At 68.3% G+C, this 18,636-nt stretch carries 13 protein-coding genes; 2 read left to right on the top strand and 11 right to left on the bottom strand.

What is annotated here, in order from left to right:
• Window positions 1–3: 3 nt before the first annotated feature.
• The 11 genes from ACIBCM_RS10965 to ACIBCM_RS10915 all read right to left on the bottom strand — a co-directional run bounded on the left by ACIBCM_RS10965 (window position 4) and on the right by ACIBCM_RS10915 (window position 17,214).
• Window positions 4–1,002, bottom strand: coding sequence for an ABC transporter permease (locus ACIBCM_RS10965; RefSeq protein ID WP_399241705.1), 999 nt, complete (start codon window positions 1,000–1,002; stop codon window positions 4–6).
• Window positions 995–1,918, bottom strand: a complete 924-nt coding sequence (locus ACIBCM_RS10960) for an ABC transporter permease (protein WP_399241704.1) — start codon at window positions 1,916–1,918, stop codon at window positions 995–997. Before ACIBCM_RS10960 ends, ACIBCM_RS10965 begins: the two co-directional genes overlap by 8 nt.
• 126 nt (window positions 1,919–2,044) lie before the next feature.
• Complete coding sequence (locus tag ACIBCM_RS10955; RefSeq protein WP_399241703.1) at window positions 2,045–3,673, bottom strand: ABC transporter substrate-binding protein; 1,629 nt, start codon at window positions 3,671–3,673, stop codon at window positions 2,045–2,047.
• Between the two features lie 196 nt (window positions 3,674–3,869).
• Window positions 3,870–4,820, bottom strand: a complete 951-nt coding sequence (locus tag ACIBCM_RS10950; RefSeq protein WP_399241701.1) for a GNAT family N-acetyltransferase — start codon at window positions 4,818–4,820, stop codon at window positions 3,870–3,872.
• A gap of 208 nt (window positions 4,821–5,028) precedes the next feature.
• Complete coding sequence (locus ACIBCM_RS10945; RefSeq protein ID WP_399241700.1) at window positions 5,029–6,144, bottom strand: ABC transporter ATP-binding protein; 1,116 nt, start codon at window positions 6,142–6,144, stop codon at window positions 5,029–5,031.
• Window positions 6,145–6,158: 14 nt separating this feature from the next.
• Window positions 6,159–7,220 (bottom strand): ABC transporter ATP-binding protein, encoded by a 1,062-nt coding sequence (locus ACIBCM_RS10940; protein ID WP_399241699.1) that lies wholly within the window; start codon window positions 7,218–7,220, stop codon window positions 6,159–6,161.
• Window positions 7,221–7,230: 10 nt separating this feature from the next.
• Window positions 7,231–8,208, bottom strand: coding sequence for an ABC transporter permease (locus ACIBCM_RS10935; protein ID WP_399241698.1), 978 nt, complete (start codon window positions 8,206–8,208; stop codon window positions 7,231–7,233).
• Window positions 8,209–8,371: 163 nt separating this feature from the next.
• Window positions 8,372–10,162 carry an ABC transporter substrate-binding protein gene (locus ACIBCM_RS10930; protein WP_399241697.1) on the bottom strand — a complete coding sequence of 597 codons (1,791 nt, stop codon included), beginning with the start codon at window positions 10,160–10,162 and terminating at the stop codon, window positions 8,372–8,374.
• 106 nt (window positions 10,163–10,268) lie between these two features.
• On the bottom strand, window positions 10,269–11,303 hold the full coding sequence (locus ACIBCM_RS10925; protein ID WP_399241696.1) for an ABC transporter permease: 1,035 nt from the start codon (window positions 11,301–11,303) through the stop codon (window positions 10,269–10,271).
• A 944-nt stretch (window positions 11,304–12,247) separates the two neighbouring features.
• Window positions 12,248–14,149, bottom strand: coding sequence for a translational GTPase TypA (gene typA / locus ACIBCM_RS10920; protein WP_399241695.1), 1,902 nt, complete (start codon window positions 14,147–14,149; stop codon window positions 12,248–12,250).
• A 605-nt stretch (window positions 14,150–14,754) separates the two neighbouring features.
• The gene (locus ACIBCM_RS10915) at window positions 14,755–17,214 is read right to left on the bottom strand and encodes an ABC transporter family substrate-binding protein (RefSeq protein WP_399241694.1); all 2,460 of its coding nucleotides are present in this window, start codon (window positions 17,212–17,214) and stop codon (window positions 14,755–14,757) included.
• Window positions 17,215–17,543: 329 nt separating this feature from the next.
• On the opposite strand from ACIBCM_RS10915, the gene ACIBCM_RS10910 reads away from it, so the two are divergent.
• Both ACIBCM_RS10910 and ACIBCM_RS10905 read left to right on the top strand, forming a co-directional pair.
• Window positions 17,544–17,804, top strand: coding sequence for a hypothetical protein (locus tag ACIBCM_RS10910; protein WP_399241693.1), 261 nt, complete (start codon window positions 17,544–17,546; stop codon window positions 17,802–17,804).
• 10 nt (window positions 17,805–17,814) lie between these two features.
• A complete protein-coding gene (locus tag ACIBCM_RS10905) occupies window positions 17,815–18,636 on the top strand; it encodes a hypothetical protein (RefSeq protein ID WP_399241692.1) in 822 nt (273 codons plus the stop codon).

Raw genomic sequence — 18,636 nt, 5'->3', positions numbered from 1 at the left:
TCCTCAGCGCAGCTTGGGGTCGAGGGCGTCGCGCACCGCGTCGCCGAGCATGATGAACGCGAGCACCGTGATCGCCAGCGCACCGGCCGGCCAGAGCAGCATGTGCGGGGCGTTGCGGATATAGGGGGAGGCGGCGGAGATGTCGATGCCCCAGGAGACGGTCGGGGGTTTGAGGCCGACTCCGAGATAGGACAGCGTCGCCTCCAGGGAGATGTACGTGCCCAGGGCGATGGTCGCGACGACGATGACGGGCGCGACCGCGTTGGGCGCGATATGCCGGAGCAGCATCCTGGTGCTGGACGCGCCGAGCGCGCGGGCGGCCAGGACGTAGTCGTTCTGTTTGACGGTGATGACCGAGCCGCGGGCGATACGGGAGATCTGCGGCCAGCCGAGCAGCACCATGAAGCCGATGACGGGCCAGACGGTGGTGCTGGTGACGACGGAGAGCAGCACCAGTCCGCCGAGGACAACGGGGATGCCGAAGAAGATGTCGGTGAGCCGGGAGACGGAGGCGTCCCAGCCGCCGCCGAAGAAGCCCGCGAGTCCGCCGAGGACGGAGCCGAGGATCGCGACGCCCAGGGAGGCGCAGACACCGACGGTGACCGAGGCGCGGGCCCCGTACACGGTCCGTGTGTAGACATCGCAGCCCTGTCCGTCGAATCCGAAGGGGTGTCCGGGCCCCGAGCCCTGCTGGGCCTTGGCGAGATCGCAGCTGAGCGGATTGCCCGAGGCGATGAGCTGCGGCCAGATGGCGATGGTCACCAGGAAGAGAATGATCAGGCCGGAAACGATGAAGACGGGGTTGCGGCGCAGATCGTGCCAGGCGTCGGACCAGAGGCTGCGGGGTCTGCCCGCGGGGCCGGTCCCGCCTTCCGGGGGCCCGCCGATGGCGGCCGACGGTCGCCGCTCCAGCGTCTCGCCCTCAGCGGCGGCGAGGTCCATCGTGCCGCCCGCGCCGGTCGGCGCGATCGCTCCCCCGTCGTTGTGGCCGGGCTCAGGCATAGCGGATCCTCGGGTCGAGCACGGCGTACAACAGGTCCACCAGCAGATTCGCCACCAGGAACACCAGGACGAGGACGGTCACGAAGCCGACGACGGTCTGGGTGTTCTGGCGGACGATGCCCTGGTAGAGCTGGTAGCCGACGCCATGGATGTTGAAGATGCGCTCGGTGACGATGGCTCCGCCCATCAGCGCGCCGATGTCGGCGCCGATGAAGGTGACCACCGGGATGAGCGAGTTGCGCAGCAGATGGCGGGTGACCACCCGGCTGCGGGGAAGCCCCTTGGCCTTGGCGGTGCGGACGTAGTCGGAGCGGGCGTTCTCGGCGATCGAGGTCCGGGTGAGCCGGGTGACGTACGCGAGGGAGACGGAGGCGAGCACCAGGCCGGGGACGATCAGTTCGCCGAAGGCGGCCTCGGGTGACACGGCGGGCTTGATGACACCCCATTCGACGCCGAGCAGCAGTTGGAGGAGCAGACCGGTGACGAAGGTCGGCACGGAGATCACGACGAGGGTCAGCAGCAGGACGCCGGTGTCGACGGGGCGTCCGCGTCTGAGGCCGGTGAGCACTCCGAGGGTGATGCCGATGACGATCTCGAAGGCGATCGCGACGAGGGTGAGCCGGATGGTGACCGGGAAGGCGTCGGCCATCAGCTCGGTGACCCGCTGGCCGTTGAAGGCGGTGCCGAAGTCTCCGGTGAAGACATTGCCCATGTAGGTGAGGTATTGCTGCCACACGGGCTTGTCGAGGCCGAACTCCTTGCGCAGTTGCGCCTCGGTCGCCGGGTCGCACTGCCGCTGGCCGCACAGGCCCGCGATGGGGTCGCCCATCACATTGACCATCAGAAAGATCAGCAGGGTGGCGCCGAAGAAGACCGGGATCATCTGGAGCAGGCGCCGGATCACATAACGTCCCATGCAGGGCTCCGGGGGGGGTCGTGGGCACTCGGGGGGCGTCCGGGGTAAGCGGTGGCGGCCCGGCGCGCGCGAGGTGCGCGAGGTGCACGGGGTGCGCGAGGTGCGCCGGGCCGTCGTCCGGTGCCGTCAGCCGACCGTGATCTCGTTGTAGACCGGGACGCTGAAGGGGTTGAGCGAGACGTCGGAGAGCCGCTGGGAGTAACCGGCGCTTCCGTTCTGGTACCAGAGCGGAATGGCCGCCATCTGGTCGCGTACGACTTCCTCGGCCTTCTGGAAGGTCTCGACGGCCTTGGCGGTGTCGCTCTCGGCGTTGGCCTGGTCGATGAGCTTGTCGAAGTCCTTGTTGCTCCACTTGCCGTCGTTGGAGGAGGCGTTGGTGTAGTAGAGCGGCTGGAGGAAGTTCTGGATCAGGGGGTAGTCCATCTGCCAGCCCGCGCGGAAGGGGCCGGGCATCTTGGACTGGGTGATCCGGTTGCGGAAGTCGGCGAAGGTGCCGATGGGGTTGCCGACGCAGGCGCGGTCGTTGCCCAGCGCGTTGTTGATGCTGTTGCAGACGGCGTCGACCCATTCCTTGTGGGAGCCGGTGTCGGCGTTGTACGTGAGTCTCATCGTGCCGCCGGGGATGCCGCCGCCCTCGGTGACGAGCTTCTTGGCCTCGGCCGGGTCGTACTCGCAGGCGCTGCCGCAGAGCGTGTCGCTGAAGCCGCCGTCCTTGCCGAGCACGGGTGAGGTCCAGTCCTTCGCGGGGGTGCGCGTCTTCTGGAAGATCGTGTCCGTGATCTGCTGACGGTTGATCGCCATCGACAGCCCGGTACGGACCTTGGCGCCGTCGGGGGTGTTCCACGCGGGGTCGTAGAAGGGGAAGGCGAGGGTCTGGATGATGCCGGCCGGGGTGTTGATGTAGCGGTCGCCGAGGTCCGCCTTCACGTTCTTGAGCTGGGAGGCGGGTACGTCGTCGACGAGGTCGAGGTTGCCCGCGACGAGGTCCGTGTAGGCGGTGTTGTTGTCGGTGTAGACCTTGAGATCGACCCCGTCGTTGCGCGCCTTGTCGTCACCCATGTACCCGTCCCACTTGCGCAGGGCCATGGTGGAGCCCTTGGTGTACGAGTCGACGGTGTACGGGCCGTTGCCCACGGGCTTGGAGAGCCAGGCGGCGTGGTTGTCGAAGAACGCCGTGGGCAGCGGCGCGAAGGCGGCGTAGCCGAGGGTGTCGGGCCAGGTGGAGAACTTCTGGGTGAGCTTGACGGTGAAGGTGCGGTCACCGGTGACCTTCAGGCCGGACATGGTCCCCGCGGTCGGCTCCCCGCTGTCGGGGTGGACCTGGGAGTAGCCCTCGATATAACCGAAGAAGTAGGCGTTCTTCTGGTTGTTCCTGAGGTTGGCACCGTAGTTCCAGGCGTCCACGAAGGACTTGGCGGTGATCTTCTCGCCGTTGCTGAAGGTCCAGCCGTCCTTGACCGTGATGGTGAAGTTGGTCGAGTCGGCGGTCTCGATCTTCTCGGCGAGCATGTCCTTGGCCTCGCCGGTCTTGGGGTCGTACCGCTTGAGACCGCGGAAGATCATGTCGAGGACCTTGCCGCCCTGCACCTCGTTGGTGTTGGCGGGCTCCAGGGGATTCTGCGGATCTCCCCAGGAGGAGCTCACGATTCCACCGGTGCCGCTTCCGCCGTCGCCGCCGCCCCCTCCACAGGCCGTCGCCGCGAGGGCTACGGCCACCGCGCATGCGGCCATCCGGGCGTGCGTGGCTCCACGCATGAACTGCCTCCTCGGTCCTGAGTCCTACTTAGGACCGAATATCACCCTATAAAGGAGTAATCCGCATGTCCGCTCACCCGTCCGGAGGAGTCGGCGATCGCTCCGGCCGGCACGGGCACCACACCGGTGACCGGGGCGCGGGACCGCGCCGACGGAGCCGCCGGCGCCTTCCGCGGAGCGCCGGACCGCCGCGTTCTCAGTCCCCGGAGACCGGAAGTGTGACCTCCCAGGTGTCCACCGCGAAGTGGAGCGCCATGCCGTGCGCTTCGTAGAGCCGCAGCGCGCCGGTCTCGTTCCCGGTGTCCACGCCGAGGCCGACGGTGTCGCGGCCGAGACCCGCGTACACGGCGAACGCGTGGCGCAGCAGATACCCGGCGACGCCCTGGCCGCGCGCGTCCTCGCGTACACCGAGATTGCGGATCCAGCCCATCGAGGCGCGGTCGTTCCTCGTCAGCATCACGGCCGCGTCGCCCTGCGGACCCGCCGGGCCGCCGAAGGAGGCGATCCACGCGAGGGACCAGTCGACGGTGGGACCGAGGTCGTCCAGCCACTGCTGATATGTACGGGACTGATGGTCGAAGTGCCCGGCGAAGGTCTCCTCGACCAGCTCATGGGCGCGGATGCGGTCGGCCTCGTCCCGGCAGTCCCGCAGGGTGAGGCCCGGCGGCGGCGCGGGGGCGGGGTCGGCGGCCCGGTTCACGGGACGGCTCATGACGTTGTAGCGGCGTACGGTTCGCCAGCCGCGCCGGGTCAGCAGGGCGGTGTCCAGGGTGGGCCGGACATTGAGGTGCAGATGGACGACGGCCCGGTCCGCGCCGTTGTGCCCGGCCCGCTCGGCGGCCCTGGCCTCCATCAGTTCGAGCAGACGCGCGGCCGCGGGCTGGTGTCCGGGCAGGACGTACTGGTCGATGTCGATGCGCTCACCGCCGGAGTCGTCCCAGAGCAGCCCGTACGCGACCAGTTCGCCGCCGTGGAAACCGAGCCAGGAGTTACGGGGGAGGTCGGCCTCGGGATGGGCCAGATCGTTCTCCACCTGGTGCAGGTCGGTCTCGGGGCGTCCCACCTCGATGGTGTCGACGGCGTTGAGCAGCGCGCAGACGGCCGGGGCGTCGTCGGTCGTGGCGGGGCGGACTGCGAGGTCATCCATCGCATCACTGTCCGGGGAGCGGTACGGACGCCGCAACACGTTTTCCCGTGGCCCGGCGAGGGCCACCGGCCCGGGGAAGACCCGGAACACACCGCCCCCGGGAACCCCTGGCACCCTCCGGCAAGGGAACGGCCCCGGACACCGGGACGGCGTCCGGGGCCCGGGGCCTTCGCCCGGTGGTACGGCCGGTGTCGCGGCCGCAGGGACCTCAGCCCCCGGAGTCCTTCCGGTCCTCCAGAGCCGCGAGCGCCGGGTCGAGGATGACGTCCTCGGTACGCTCCGTCGTCGGGTCCTCCGGGAAGTGGCAGGCCGTCAGATGCCCGTCGAGGTTGCCGGAGAGCTGCACCAGCGGCGGCTCGTCCGTCGCGCACTTGTCCTGCGCCTTCCAGCAGCGGGTGCGGAAGCGGCAGCCGGACGGCGGCATGATCGGCGAGGGGACATCGCCCGAGAGCCGGATCCGCTCCTTCTTCCCGCTGTCCACGTCCGCCTCGGGCACGGCCGACAGCAGGGCGTGGGTGTACGGGTGGCGCGGCCGGTTGTAGAGGGAGTCCCGGTCGGCGATCTCCACGATCTTGCCCAGGTACATCACGGCGACCCGCTGCGAGAAGTGCCGTACGACCGCGAGGTCGTGGGCGATGAAGAGGAAGGCGATGCCCATCTCTTCCTGGACCTTCTGGAGCAGATTGACGACCTGCGCCTGGATGGACACATCCAGCGCGGAGACGGGCTCGTCCGCGACGATCAGCTTCGGCTGGAGCGCGAGCGCGCGCGCCACCCCGATGCGCTGGCGCTGGCCGCCGGAGAACTCGTGCGGGAAGCGGTTGAAGTGCTCGGGGTTGAGACCCACGATCTCCAGCAGCTCGCGCACCCTGGCGTCCCGCCCGCCGGGCGGGTGGATGCTGTTGACCTCCATCGGGCTCTTGATGATGGTGCCGACGGTCTGGCGGGGGTTCAGCGACGAATAGGGGTCCTGGAAGATCATCTGGATCTCGGACCGGATCGGCGCCAACTGCCCGCGCCCGGCGTGGGTGATGTCCTGGCCGGCGTAGGTGATCTTCCCGCCGGTCGGCTCCAGCAGCCGGGTGATCAGCCGTCCGGTGGTCGACTTGCCGCAGCCGGACTCACCGACGAGGCCGAGGCTCTCACCGCGGTAGACGGCCATGTCGACGCCGTCCACGGCCTTGACCGCGCCGACCTTGCGCTTGATGGGGAATCCCCCGTAGATGGGGAAGTGCATCTTCAGGTCCTCGACCCGGAGCAGTGGCTCGCCCCGGTCGGTCCCCGTGCCGGAGCCCTGCTTCGGCAGAGTGACGTTCTCGCTCATGTCTCCGCGTCTCCCTAGCCCAGCCGGGGCTTGATCTGATCGATGAAGATGGACTGCTTCTGCTGGGCCGAGAGGTGGCAGGCGGCGGCCCGCCCCTTCTCCAGCGACGGGCGCTCGCCCGAGCACCGCCCGTCGCTCACCTGGTCCTTGAAGGCGCAGCGGGGGTGGAAGGGACACCCGGTCGGCGGGTTGAGGAGGCTCGGCGGGCTGCCCGGGATCGGGGTGAGCTCCTCGCTGATGTCGCTGCTGAGGCGCGGCATCGAGCTGAGCAGACCCCAGGTGTACGGGTGCCGGGGGGTCTGGAGCACCTCGCGGACGCTGCCGCGCTCCACCGCCCGTCCCGCGTACATCACCAGGAGGTCGTCCGCCATATTGGCGATGACGCCGAGGTCGTGGGTGATGAAGACGATCGCCGAGCCGAACTCCTGCTGGAGGTCCTTGAGCAGATCGAGGATCTGGGCCTGGACGGTCACATCGAGCGCGGTCGTCGGCTCGTCGGCGATCAGCAGATCGGGGTCGCAGATCAGGGCCATGGCGATCATCGCGCGCTGGCGCATACCGCCGGAGAACTGGTGCGGGTAGTCGTTGAAGCGGATCGCGGGCTGCGGGATGCCGACCTTCGCCAGCATCTCGATCGCGCGTGCCTTCGCCTCCTTCTTGGAGGCGCCGGTGTGCTTCACATACGGCTCGGCGATCTGCCGGCCCACGGTGTAGTACGGCGACAGGGCCGTCAGCGGGTCCTGGAAGATCATCGCGATCTTGTTGCCGCGGAGCTTCTCCATCTCCTTCTCGGGCGCGTCGACCAGTTCCCGGCCGTCGAGGTAGATCTCCCCGTCGACGGCGGTGGTCCGCTTGCTGTGCAGCCCGAGGATGGTCAGATTGGTGACGGACTTGCCGGAGCCCGATTCGCCCACGATGCCGAGCGTCTTGCCGCGCTGTACGTCGAAGGAGAGTCCGTCGACTGCCTTGACGATGCCGTCCTCGGTGGAGAACCGCACCCGCAGGTCGCGGACCGAGAGGAAGGCGTCCGGCCCGGTCGGGGCCGGGGTGCCCTCGGTCTTGGTCAGAGTGGTCACGGTCGTTCTCCTAGGCGAGGCGCACGCGCGGGTCGATGTAGGCGTAGGTGAGGTCCACGATGATGTTCAGAATCAGGATGAAGAAGGCTCCGAACAGCATCACGCCCATGGTCAGCGGCAGGTCCTTGCTGAGCGAGGAGTCCACCGCGAGACGTCCGACTCCCGCGAGGTCGAAGGTGAACTCGGTGACCACCGCGCCGGTCAGCAGCGCGCTGAGGTCCATGCCGAGGATGGTGACGATGGGGGTCAGCGACCCGCGCCAGGCGTACCGGAAGAATACGTACCGCTGCCTCATGCCCTTCGCCCGGGCCGTGCGGACGTGCTCCTCCTGGAGCTGCTCGATCATCGTGGAGCGCGACATACGGGTGTACTGCGCGGTGAAGATCGTCGCCATGACCGCCCAGGGGATCAGCATGCCGACCGCCCAGCCCGCGGGGTCGTCCAGGAACGGCACGTACTTGGGGTTCTCCATCCAGCCCGTGCTGTAGACGAGGATGCCGAGGACGATCGGGCCGAGGACGTAGATCTGGATCGAGCTGAGCACCATCGAGGCGCCGGAGACCGCCTTGTCCACCGCCGTACCGCGCTTCCAGGCGGCGAGCATGCCCGAGCCGAGGCCGAGGATCAGGAAGATGACCAGTCCGCCGGCGGTCAGCGAGAGCGTCAGGGGGAAGCGGTCGATGATCGAGTCCCAGACGAACTCACGGGACTCGAAGGAGACTCCCAGACAGGGAGCCGAGCAGTGCCCCTGCGCGAAGTCCCGGCCCGTCAGAATGCCCCCCATGAACTCCCAGAACTGGGTGGCGATGGGCTTGTCGAGGCCGAGGTTCTCGCGGATGACCGCGATGTTCTCCGGCGAGCAGTTCTTGCCGCAGGCCAGCTCGGCGAAGTCCTGGGGGATTGTGTAGAACAGGAAGAACGTGAACGCGCCGATCAGGAACATGATGACGACGGCGCCGGTCAACCTGCGGATGAGGAACTGAAGCATCGCGGGAGGCTGCTCTCTTCGGAATGCGGCGGGGGGTGTGAGACGTGGCCCGTGGGGGTGCGCTCCGCCTGGCGCGCACCCCCACGGATCAGCCGTGGGACCGGAGGGTGGTGGACCGGTGCTGCTGGTCGGGTCCTGCCCGTTGAGTCCCCCGGGTCGAGTCCTACGGGTTGATCAGGAACAGCCTGTTGATGTCGATGTAGCTCGACTCGGTGCTGTACCGGGAACCACCGATGTTGGAGCCGGAGAGCTGGATCTGCTTGGCGTAGTAGACCGGGGCGGCCGGGTTGATCTCCTCGACGATCCGGTGGTGGGTCTTCTCCCACTCCTTGGCCGCGAGCGTGGGCGAGAGCTCGGAAGCCAGCTTGATGCCCTCGTTGACCTTGGGGTCGTTGATGTGCGAGTAGTTCGGCTGACCGTCGCCGATCAGTTCACCGTCGTAGACCGGGGTGATGACCGTGGACGGCGACGGCCAGTCCTGGCCCCAGCCGGTCATGTACAGGTCGTAGGGGTTCTTGAGCTTGCCGATCTGCTCGTAGAACGTGGCCCGGTCGATCTCCTTGGCCTGGACGTCGTAGCCGAGCTTGGTCAGCGTCTCCTTGATGATGACCATCTGCTTCTGGCTGCGCGGCGCGGTGGCGTAGGCGTAGGTGAGCTTGGTGCCCTTCTTGACGCCGGCCTCCTCCAGCAGCTCCTGGGCCTTCTTCAGGTCGCCGTTGGGCTTCTTCAGCTTGCCGTACGGGTCGTAGTTGGGGTCGTAGCCCGGCAGTGTCGGTCCCATCAGACCGCCGGCCAGCTCACCGCCGTACTTACCGCCGTCCGCGGCGATCATCCGCTTGCTCGGGATCGCGTGGGTGATGGCGTCGCGGACCTTCTTGTCCTTCATCTTGGGAGAGTCCAGGTTGAAGGACATCTGCCAGACGTAGGGCTGGAAGCCCTTGATGCTGCGCTTGTTGACCGCGGGGGTGTTGATGACATCCTTGATCATGGTCGGATCGACCGAGTCCGTGAACTGGATGGCGTTCTTGGCCTCGCCCTGGTCGGCGATCAGGCGCTTGGTCTGGCTGGCCTGGTCGACCGTCAGGTTGAAGTTGTAGCCGTTCGGGTACTGGTGGCGCACCGCGTCCGTCTTGGGGTCCCAGTTGGTGTTCTTCACCAGCGTCATGGACTTGCCCGGCTTGCGGTCCGCGATCTTGTACGGGCCGAGGGCGACGGGCTTCTTGTCGTACGCCTCCTTGGTGTCCGCCTTCTCCGGCACGATGCTGTATCCGGCCATGGCGAGCGCCTGGGGCAGGTCACCCTGGGGCTGCTTGAAGTTGAAGACGACGGTCTTCGCGTCCGGGGTCGCGAGCACGGTGTCCGGCAGGTGCTTGCCCTTGTACGGGCCGTCCGGCAGCGCCTTGCGGTAGTCCTTGCCGGAGAGCCAGCTCTGGACGTAGCTCGGACCGTCGAAGATCATCTTCGAGTACATGCGCTCGATGGTGTGCCGGACGTCGGCGGACGTGATGGGGTTGCCGTTCTCGTCCTTGATGTTGTCCTTGAGCGTGTACGTCCAGGTCTTGTTGTCGTTGCTCGCCTTGCCGGCGTCCGTGGCGATGTCACCGACGACGGTCAGGTTGCCCTTCTCGTCCTCCTGGAAGTTGGTCAGCCCGCGGTGGACCAGGTTGGAGAACTGGCCCGCGTCGCTGACATAGATCTGAGCCGGGTCCAGATGGCTCATGTCGGCTTCCATGTACACGGTGATCGTGCCGCCGGGCTTGGCTCCGGTCACCGGCGCGGCCGGGCCGGTGGAGGCGGCGGCGTCGCCGTAGACGACGGGTTTCGACTGGGCCGCGGCGTCCTGCTTGGACTTGGACTCGTCCTTGGTGTCGCCGTCGTCCTTGGCGCAGCCGGTGAGCGCCAGGGATCCGGCCGCTGCCGCGGCGATTATGACGCGCGTTGAGCGCGATCGCATGTTCATGATGCTCGATGCACCTACCTGTCCGTTGTTGTTCATCGAAGGGCTGCCCGACCGACCGGTTGCCCGGCGCGGGGGCGGCAGCGGCCCCCGCCCACGGGCGTCACCGTCCGGTCTTGGGATCGAAGGCGTCCCGAACCGAGTCGCCGAGGAGGTTGAAGGCGAGGATGAAGATCACCAGGGCCACACCCGGGAAGAGCAGGAACGCCGGGTTCTGCTCGTAGACCTCGCTGCCGTCGGCGAACATCCGCCCCCAGTCGGGGGTGGGCTCCACGAAGCCGACACCGACGTACGAGAGGAACGCGATGGTCAGGATGGTGGAGGGCAGCATGTAGGTGCCCTGCACCAGGATCGGTGTGACGATGTTCGGCAGGATCTCCTTGAAGGCGATCCGCCACCGGGAGGCTCCCGAGACCTTGGCCGCCTCGACGAACTCCCGTTCCCGCAGGGAGAGTACGGAGCTTCGCACCAGTCGCGCCAGGCTCATCCAGCCCAGGAACCACATCACCAGGATGATCGCGACGGCCCGCAGATAGGTCGGGGTCTCGTCCGTGGGAGAGACGAACAGCGCGGTCACCACGGGCATGAAGGCGATGAAGAACAGCTGCTGGGGGAAGGCCAGGAAGAAGTCGGTCATCCGGCTGAGCCAGTAGTCGACCTTGCCGCCAAAGTAGCCGCTGACCATGCCGATGATCACGCCCGTGATGACCGTCAGCAGGGTGACGATCAGCGCCATGAACAGCGAGGTGCGCATGCCGTAGAGCAGCATGGTGAACACATCCCGGCCCAGGTTGGGCTCGACGCCGAACCAGAAGTCGCCGGACACACCGCCGAAGGAGCCGGACGGCATCGAGAAGTCGTCGAGGATGTCCTCGTAACCCGGCTCGCTCGGGTAGAGCGTGTACGGGTCCTTGCCGTACAGCGCGGAGATCACCGGGGCCAGCGCGGAGATCGCGAAGTAGAAGAGCACGACGGCGGCGGCGATCATGCCGACGCGGTCGCGCCGGAAGCGCGCCCACATCAGCTGGCCGGGCGAACGGCCGATGTGGCCCTTCTCCCCGGCGGAGTCGGTCTCGGTCGCGGTCTTCTTGTCCAAGGCGACGGAGGTGGCGCCCTCAGTCTCGATTGGACTGGTCATGATGTGTCCATTCACGGGTGTCGGGTGACCCGCGTCCTGCGCACGGCAGCGTCGACGGCCGAGTGGGTGCACTCGTACGTCTGGTACTGCCGCGTGACGATCCCTGTCACCGGCCGACACCTTTCGGGCAGGTGTGGGCCGTACTACCTCACGCCGGTGGGATCACCCACGGGCAAATCGGTAGGAAAGAGTGTCAATAGGGATTGATTCCACCCTCAGGAGCGCGAGCCGAGCGGTTGACCGGGGCTCAGAATCGCTGTCCGCTGCCGCCGCCGGCGGCGCGACCGGATGGAATGCGCTGGAAACCAGCCGTCCAGGCATGCTGTGACGACCCGACCCCACTGGCGCTCGCGGCACCGCGCATGGGTTCCTCCTCATGAGTCCACGTGTTCACTGCAAGGTTGGGCACAAGACAATCCACCGACACCCCTGACGGTGGAGAGCTGTACCCCGTGTGCTCGTGAGTCAGCACTCCCCACAGCGCATGACCCGTTGACCCGAGCTCAGTGAAGCCAACTATTGGGTAAGTTCGGGCCGTAAACCACACTTAAAGCATCTCGTTTTGGCAACATCAGTCAGCCCCTGAGGCCCAAAATTCGGACAAAGGGATCGCAGACAGACACCCCCGAAACGGACTGTTAATACAGGTTTCCGGTGAGCTACGCCCGATAGTCGGACGGGCGGGGTAGAAAACCCGTTTGACGCCGGGCCCCCGAACGCGGTCCAATCCATCAGTTTTCCACCCTCCGGACAGAGGCAAACGGCTGGGGCGGCCCCAACTCCCGGGACCGCCCCAGCCGTTCGTCGTCTCGTGCCTCACCCTGCGCTCACCGCACCACGGTGCGCCCCCTCTACCGGGGAGCGTGTGACCCCTGGGGGGCTCCTGTGTGCCTTCGGGGGCGCCTGCCCGCTCGGAGGGCGCGCGGCCGCTCGGAGGGCGCGCGTCAGCCGTGCTTGGCGCGCGAGGCCGCGCGGGCGCGCTCGCGGGCGTCCAGGTTCACCTTGCGGATCCGGACCGCCTCGGGGGTCACCTCGACGCACTCGTCGTCACGGCAGAACTCCAGGGACTGCTCCAGCGAGAGCTTGCGCGGCGGCACGATCGACTCCGAGACGTCGGCCGTGGAGGAGCGCATGTTCGTGAGCTTCTTCTCCTTGGTGATATTCACGTCCATGTCGTCGGAGCGGGAGTTCTCGCCCACGATCATGCCCTCGTAGACCTCGGTGCCCGGCTCGACGAAGAGGACACCCCGCTCCTGGAGGTTGGTCATCGCGAAGGCCGTGACGGCCCCGGACCGGTCCGCGACGAGCGAGCCGTTGTTGCGGGTCGTCAGGGCGCCGAACCAGGGCTCGTGGCCCTCGTGGATCGAGTGGGCGATACCGGTACCACGGGTGTTGGTGAGGAACTCCGTACGGAAGCCGATCAGACCGCGCGACGGCACGACGAACTCCATGCGCACCCAGCCGGAGCCGTGGTTGGACATATTGTCCATCCGGCCCTTGCGGACGCCCATGAGCTGGGTGACCGCGCCCATGTGCTCCTCGGGGACATCGATCGTCATCCGCTCGACGGGCTCGTGGACCTTGCCGTCGACGTCCTTGGTGACCACCTGCGGCTTGCCGATGGTCAGCTCGAAGCCCTCCCGGCGCATCTGCTCGACCAGGATGGCCAGCGCCAGCTCACCTCGGCCCTGCACCTCCCAGGCGTCCGGGCGCTCGGTGTCGAGGACCCGGAGCGAGACATTGCCGACCAGCTCGCGGTCGAGACGGTCCTTGACCTGGCGGGCGGTGACCTTGCGGTCCTTGACCGCGGCCTTGTTCTCGGCGCCCTTGCCGGTGCCGCCCCGGCCGACCAGCGGCGAGGTGTTCGTACCGATGGTCATGGAGATCGCGGGCTCGTCGACCGTGATCAGCGGCAGCGCGACCGGGTTCTCCGGGTCGGCCAGCGTCTCGCCGATCATGATGTCCGGGATGCCGGCGACCGCGCAGATGTCGCCGGGGCCCGCGACCTCGGCGGGCTTGCGGGTGAGCGCCTCGGTCATCATCAGCTCGCTGATGCGGACACTGGCGACGGAGCCGTCACGCTTGATCCACGCGACCGTCTGCCCCTTGCGCAGTTCGCCCTGCTCCACACGGAGCAGGGCGATCCGGCCGAGGAAGTTGTCGGCGTCCAGGTTGGTGACATGGGCCTGGAGCGGCGCGGACTCGTCGTACTCGGGCGCCGGGACGGTCTCCAGCAGCGTGGAGAAGAACGGCTCCAGGCTGTCGCTGTCGGCCGGGACCGTGCCGTCGGCCGGCTTGGTCAGCGAGGCGACGCCGTCGCGGGCGCAGGCGTAGACGATCGGGAACTCGATCTGGTCCTCGTCGGCGTCCAGGTCCAGGAACAGGTCGTAGGTCTCGTTGACGACCTCGTCGATACGGGAGTCCGGGCGGTCCGTCTTGTTGATGCAGAGGATCACCGGCATCCGGGCCTGGAGGGCCTTGCGGAGTACGAAGCGGGTCTGCGGGAGCGGGCCCTCGGAGGCGTCGACGAGCAGCACGACCGCGTCCACCATCGACAGGCCGCGCTCGACCTCGCCGCCGAAGTCGGCGTGGCCGGGGGTGTCGATGATGTTGATCGTGATGGGCGCACCGCCCGCCTTCGGGTGGTACTTCACCGCCGTGTTCTTGGCGAGGATCGTGATGCCCTTCTCACGCTCCAGGTCGTTCGAGTCCATCATGCGGTCGTCGAGCTGCTGGTGGGCCGCGAAGGCTCCGGCCTGCTTCAGCATGGCATCGACCAGGGTGGTCTTGCCGTGGTCGACGTGGGCGACGATGGCGACGTTACGGATGTCGTGGCGCGTGGGCATAGCTGGCTGGCGCTTCTCTCGATCGTGGGATGCGGCGTTCGTGAGGGCGGTGTGGTTCTCGTATTCCTCGTACGTTCCTCGTACGCCCCGCCGGGGCGGACACGCCACGGCTCGTCCCATGGTACGGGCCCGTGGGATTCCGGGCTTCCTCGTCCGGTGCGGGAGACGCCGGGCGGCACGGGCGGGGCCGTCCGGCGTGGGCGGGGCGCGCTGGTGGGAGGGGGTGCGCACGGATGCGCCGGAGCGTGGAACTGCGGCGGCGGAGCTTTTGAACCACGGTCAAACGGCCTGCCCGTGATCCTGTCCCGGGGGCCCTCCGGCGGCCCTCCGGCGGGCAGGCCGCCGGGCACCGGAAAGCCCCGGGGGTGCCGGGGCTTTCGGGTGTGCCGGGGTGCGGGAAGGCAGGTGTCGGGCCCGGGATGTGGGGGTGCGGATGTCGGGCCGGGGTGCGGGGATCCGGGGTACGGGGATCCGGGGTGTCGGGGGTGTCGATCCGGGGTGCCCGGGGTGTCGGGCCCGGGAGGCAGGGGTCCCGGCGGCGGGCCCCGGGGGTTGCCGGGGCCCGTGGGTCCGCGGGGGCCCTGGGAAGTGCCCTCGCGCGGGGCCTACTCCTCGGTGGAGTCGCCGGACTCCGGGGTGGCGTCCGCCCCGTCCCCGTTCGCGGCCCCCTCGGGGGCGCTGGGCACGGTCCGGGCGGGTGCCGCCTTCTTGAGCGCCGACTTCTTGAACCCGACGTCCTGGTAGCGGGGCGTGGCGAAGCCGAAGGCACCGGCGTTGAGGACGGTGGACCTGACCGCCACCAGCTCGGGCCGCTGGTAGAGCGGGATGGACCCGGCGGCGGCCCAGATCCGGGCGTCGGCCCGGCGTACCAGCTCACGGGCCTCGTCCTCGTCCAGCTCGGAGGCCGCCTGGTCGAAGAGCTGGTCGATGTAGTCCGTACCGACACGGGTGTAGTTCTGCTCGACCAGCAGGGAGCCGTCGCTCGCGGGCTCGGGCTTGGAGTAGATCGGCCGGGCGTCGGTCGCCGGGTAGGCGGTGGCGGGCCAGGAGTAGAGGGCCAGGTCGTAGTGGCCGGAGGCCACATGGTCCGTGAAGTAGCTCTCGTCGCTGACCTTGGTGATCTGGGTCCGTACGCCGATCTTGTCCAGCATCCGGACGATCTTCTCACCGACCGCGCGCACCGCCTCGGTGCCCGGGCCCGAGGGCAGGACCAGACGGAGGGAGAGCGGCTTGCCATCCTTGCCGAGGCGGCCGCCCGCGGCGACGGGGGCGGCGGTACCCGCCGGTGCGTACGCCCCCGTGGCCCCGCCCTTCCCCTTGGCGCCCTCGGTGTCCTTGTCCTCCGTGTCGGCGGAACCGCCGTCCCCGCCGTCGGTCTCGGCCCGGGGCTGGCGCGAGAGGTCCACGTAGTCCACGGGGGCGGGTGCCAGGACGAACGAGCCGTCGGTTCCCCTGCCGGGCCGGGCCTTCTCGTCGCCGACGACGTACAGCCCGTCGGCGGACGGCGCGTCGGGCCCGGCGCGCATGGCCCGGTTCCCGCCCTTGTTCTTGCCGTCGTTCTTCTTGCCGTTCTTGCCGTTCTTGCTGCCGTTCTTGCCGTTCTCGTCGTCCGACTCCTCGGACGGGGAGGGACCGGCGCTGCTGCCCGACGCGCCCACTTCCCCGCCCGCCTTGGCCGGGGCGGGCTTCTTCAGCGCTCCGCCGGGGGTCCAGCCGGCGTCGGCGAGCAGCGCCTGCGCCTCCTGGGTGTTCTGCTCGCCGAGCGCGCCGCTGTTGTCGGTGTACGCGCGCTGGCCCTCGAGCGCCAGATGGCTGCCGGGCGGGCTCGCGGGAAGCCCGAGCGGGCGCAGTACGGTCTCGGCCAATTCCTTGCGGTCGAGCGCGCGGGCCACGGCCCGGCGCACCCGGTCGTCGGAGAGGGGTCCGGTCTCCCCGTTGAGCGCCAGCTGGGTGTAGGCGGGCTCCAGGGACTTGCGGACCACGAAGCTCCGCAGCGCCGCCTGCTGGGTGCCGTAGACCCGGATCGCCTCGGCGGTCCGCTTGCGCGCGGCCAGGGCCACCTCGGCCTGCTCCTCGTCGGAACCGTTGGCCATGGCCCAGGAACGCAGCAGGGCCGACGGGGGCTGGGCGGCGGCGGGCCCGTGGCCCGGCCGGCTGCCGCCCGTCTGCTTGTGCCGCAGGGCGAGGGAGATGCGGTCGGCGGCCGTCCGGTCGACCTCGGCGACGTCCACCCGGCCGTCGGCGAGGGCCGCGGCACGCTTGTCGCGCGGTACGGCGGCCAGGACGAGGCGCTCCAGTTTGGCCTGGTCACCCCACCAGCGGGGGTTCCGTACCAGGGTCGCGGTCCTGGCCTTGCGGTTGATCGCCTCAAGCTGGAACGGCCCCGCCATCGCCTTGAGCCTGGTGCGCGCTCCGTCGTTGAAGGCGGCCGGTGTGCCGGTGATGTCCTTGGGGTAGAGCGGGGTGAACAGCGACTGCCAGTCCGCGTACGGCTTGGAGAAGGTGACCTTGACCTGGAGGTCGTTGGCGCCCTTCTGGATCTTCTCGATCCGCTCGTACCCGGCGTTGCGTGCCGTCCAGTACGCGCTGTTCCTGCCGTTGAGCGCCCGCCACTGGGCGACGAAGTCGGGCGCACCGATCTCCCGGCCGTCGCTCCACACCGCCTTCTGGTTGAGCTTGTAGAGCACGACCTGCTTGGGCTCGCGCTCGACGATCTCGGCGGACTCCACATAGTCGGGGTTGCGCTGCGGCCGGCCGTTCTGGTCGAGCGTGAAGAGGGCGGGGAGCACCGCCCCGGCGATCCTGGTGGTGGAGCTGTCGGCGTCGGCCTGGAAGGCGTTGAGCGTGGTCGGCATGGTGTCGACGGCCCAGCTCAGGGTGCCGCCGTCGCCGACCCGGTCGCGCGAGGTCGCGGCGATGTCCTGGGCCGTGGCCTGGCCGGTGCGCTCGGTTTCGTCGGCGCCGCACCCCGCCAGAGCGGGGATCGTGAGCACCCCGCTGGTGAACAGCGCTACGGAGCGGAGCTTCCGGGTCCGGAGGGTCTTGGAGGTCCGGGCCTGGGCCATGGGTCTACCTCTTCGTCCTGGTCATTCCGTTTCGCGGAATTTGGAGATGATCACACCGATTCCGCCCCACTGAAGTGGACGGAGTACGCCAGGGGGCGCATCCTCCGGGCGACGCGCGGCAAAGTCACCCGAGCAGACCAGCAAAAAACCGGTCACAACCGTACAAACATGGTGAAAATAGGAACAGCGAGAATCAGACAACACTGGGCGCACTGGCAACGCCTGCGCTGGGAATCCACTGCACGTCCCTTCACAAGGGGGGAAGTGACGCGCAACACTCGCAGGCGCATGAACGACGCCACCGCACCCTGCGGAAGTGAGGGCAAGTCATGTCCCAGCAGGAAGAACTGACCACGATCACGCGCCGCCTCGACGAACTGGTTCAGCGTGTCGGAGAGCTGGAGCGGACCGTCGATCAGCTACGTGGCGCAGGCGATCAGCCCCGTGGCACCCGTCCGGCCGCACAGCGAGGACCGAAGCCGGCAGCCCGCCATGAGCTGGTCACCATCCCCGACGCTCCGTACAACAACGCTCTGTGGACGGACTCGGACGACGAGGGGCTGGGCGTCCGAGACCGGCACGCTCCCTAGGAGACCTTCGTTGTCCACTGGTACCGAACCACCACAAATCCATACGGGTGTGCACAGCGCCACGCGCGCCGCCATCGCCCCCCGTCATCTGCGGACGGACCGCTGGTGGCTGTCACCGGCCCTGACCGCCGGTGGTCTGGTCGCCTTCATCGTCTACTCGACCTGGCGGGCGTTCTCGAACGCCGACTACTACGCGGCGCCGTATGTGTCGCCGTTCTACTCGCCCTGCCTGGCCGAGAGCTGCGAGCCGATGAAGGGCGGCCCCAACTGGGAGATCTTCGGGAGCTGGTGGGGCCTGTCCCCCGCGCTGCTGATCCTGATCTTCCCGTTGGGCTTCCGGCTGACCTGCTACTACTACCGCAAGGCGTACTACCGGGGCTTCTGGGCCTCGCCCCCCGCCTGCGCGGTCGCCGAGCCGCACAAGAAGTACACCGGTGAGACCCGCTTTCCGCTCATCCTCCAGAACATCCACCGGTACTTCTTCTACGCGGCCATCCCGGTCGCCGCGATCCTCACGTACGACACCGTGCTCTCGTTCCGCAACGAGGACTACGAGTGGGGCCATATGGGCCTCGGCACGCTCATCTTCCTGGTCAACATCGTGCTGATCTGGGCGTACACCCTCTCCTGCCACTCCTGCCGCCACATCATCGGCGGCCGGCTGAAGCACTTCTCCAAGCATCCCGTGCGCTACCGCCTGTGGGGCTGGGTCGGCAAGCTGAATGAGCGTCACATGCTCCTCGCGTGGGCCTCCCTGATCAGCGTCGCGCTGGCCGACTTCTACGTGTATCTCGTGGCGTCCGGTGCCATCGACGATCCGAGGTTCTTCTGA

The organism is Streptomyces sp. NPDC051018 (assembly GCF_044456085.1).
In the GTDB taxonomy this organism is placed as follows: Bacteria; Actinomycetota; Actinomycetes; order Streptomycetales; family Streptomycetaceae; genus Streptomyces.
Note: the sequence above shows the minus strand (reverse complement) of the source record. Positions and strands in the feature narration are given on the sequence as shown.

What these genes read in the sequence shown, in the direction of transcription:
- ACIBCM_RS10965 (WP_399241705.1), bottom strand. Translation starts at nt 1,002, where the DNA reads ATGCCTGAGCCCGGCCACAACGACGGGGGAGCGATCGCGCCGACCGGC.
- ACIBCM_RS10960 (WP_399241704.1), bottom strand. Translation starts at nt 1,918, where the DNA reads ATGGGACGTTATGTGATCCGGCGCCTGCTCCAGATGATCCCGGTCTTC.
- ACIBCM_RS10955 (WP_399241703.1), bottom strand. Translation starts at nt 3,673, where the DNA reads ATGCGTGGAGCCACGCACGCCCGGATGGCCGCATGCGCGGTGGCCGTA.
- ACIBCM_RS10950 (WP_399241701.1), bottom strand. Translation starts at nt 4,820, where the DNA reads ATGGATGACCTCGCAGTCCGCCCCGCCACGACCGACGACGCCCCGGCC.
- ACIBCM_RS10945 (WP_399241700.1), bottom strand. Translation starts at nt 6,144, where the DNA reads ATGAGCGAGAACGTCACTCTGCCGAAGCAGGGCTCCGGCACGGGGACC.
- ACIBCM_RS10935 (WP_399241698.1), bottom strand. Translation starts at nt 8,208, where the DNA reads ATGCTTCAGTTCCTCATCCGCAGGTTGACCGGCGCCGTCGTCATCATG.
- ACIBCM_RS10930 (WP_399241697.1), bottom strand. Translation starts at nt 10,162, where the DNA reads ATGCGATCGCGCTCAACGCGCGTCATAATCGCCGCGGCAGCGGCCGGA.
- ACIBCM_RS10925 (WP_399241696.1), bottom strand. Translation starts at nt 11,303, where the DNA reads ATGACCAGTCCAATCGAGACTGAGGGCGCCACCTCCGTCGCCTTGGAC.
- typA (WP_399241695.1), bottom strand. Translation starts at nt 14,149, where the DNA reads ATGCCCACGCGCCACGACATCCGTAACGTCGCCATCGTCGCCCACGTC.
- ACIBCM_RS10915 (WP_399241694.1), bottom strand. Translation starts at nt 17,214, where the DNA reads ATGGCCCAGGCCCGGACCTCCAAGACCCTCCGGACCCGGAAGCTCCGC.
- ACIBCM_RS10910 (WP_399241693.1), top strand. Translation starts at nt 17,544, where the DNA reads ATGTCCCAGCAGGAAGAACTGACCACGATCACGCGCCGCCTCGACGAA.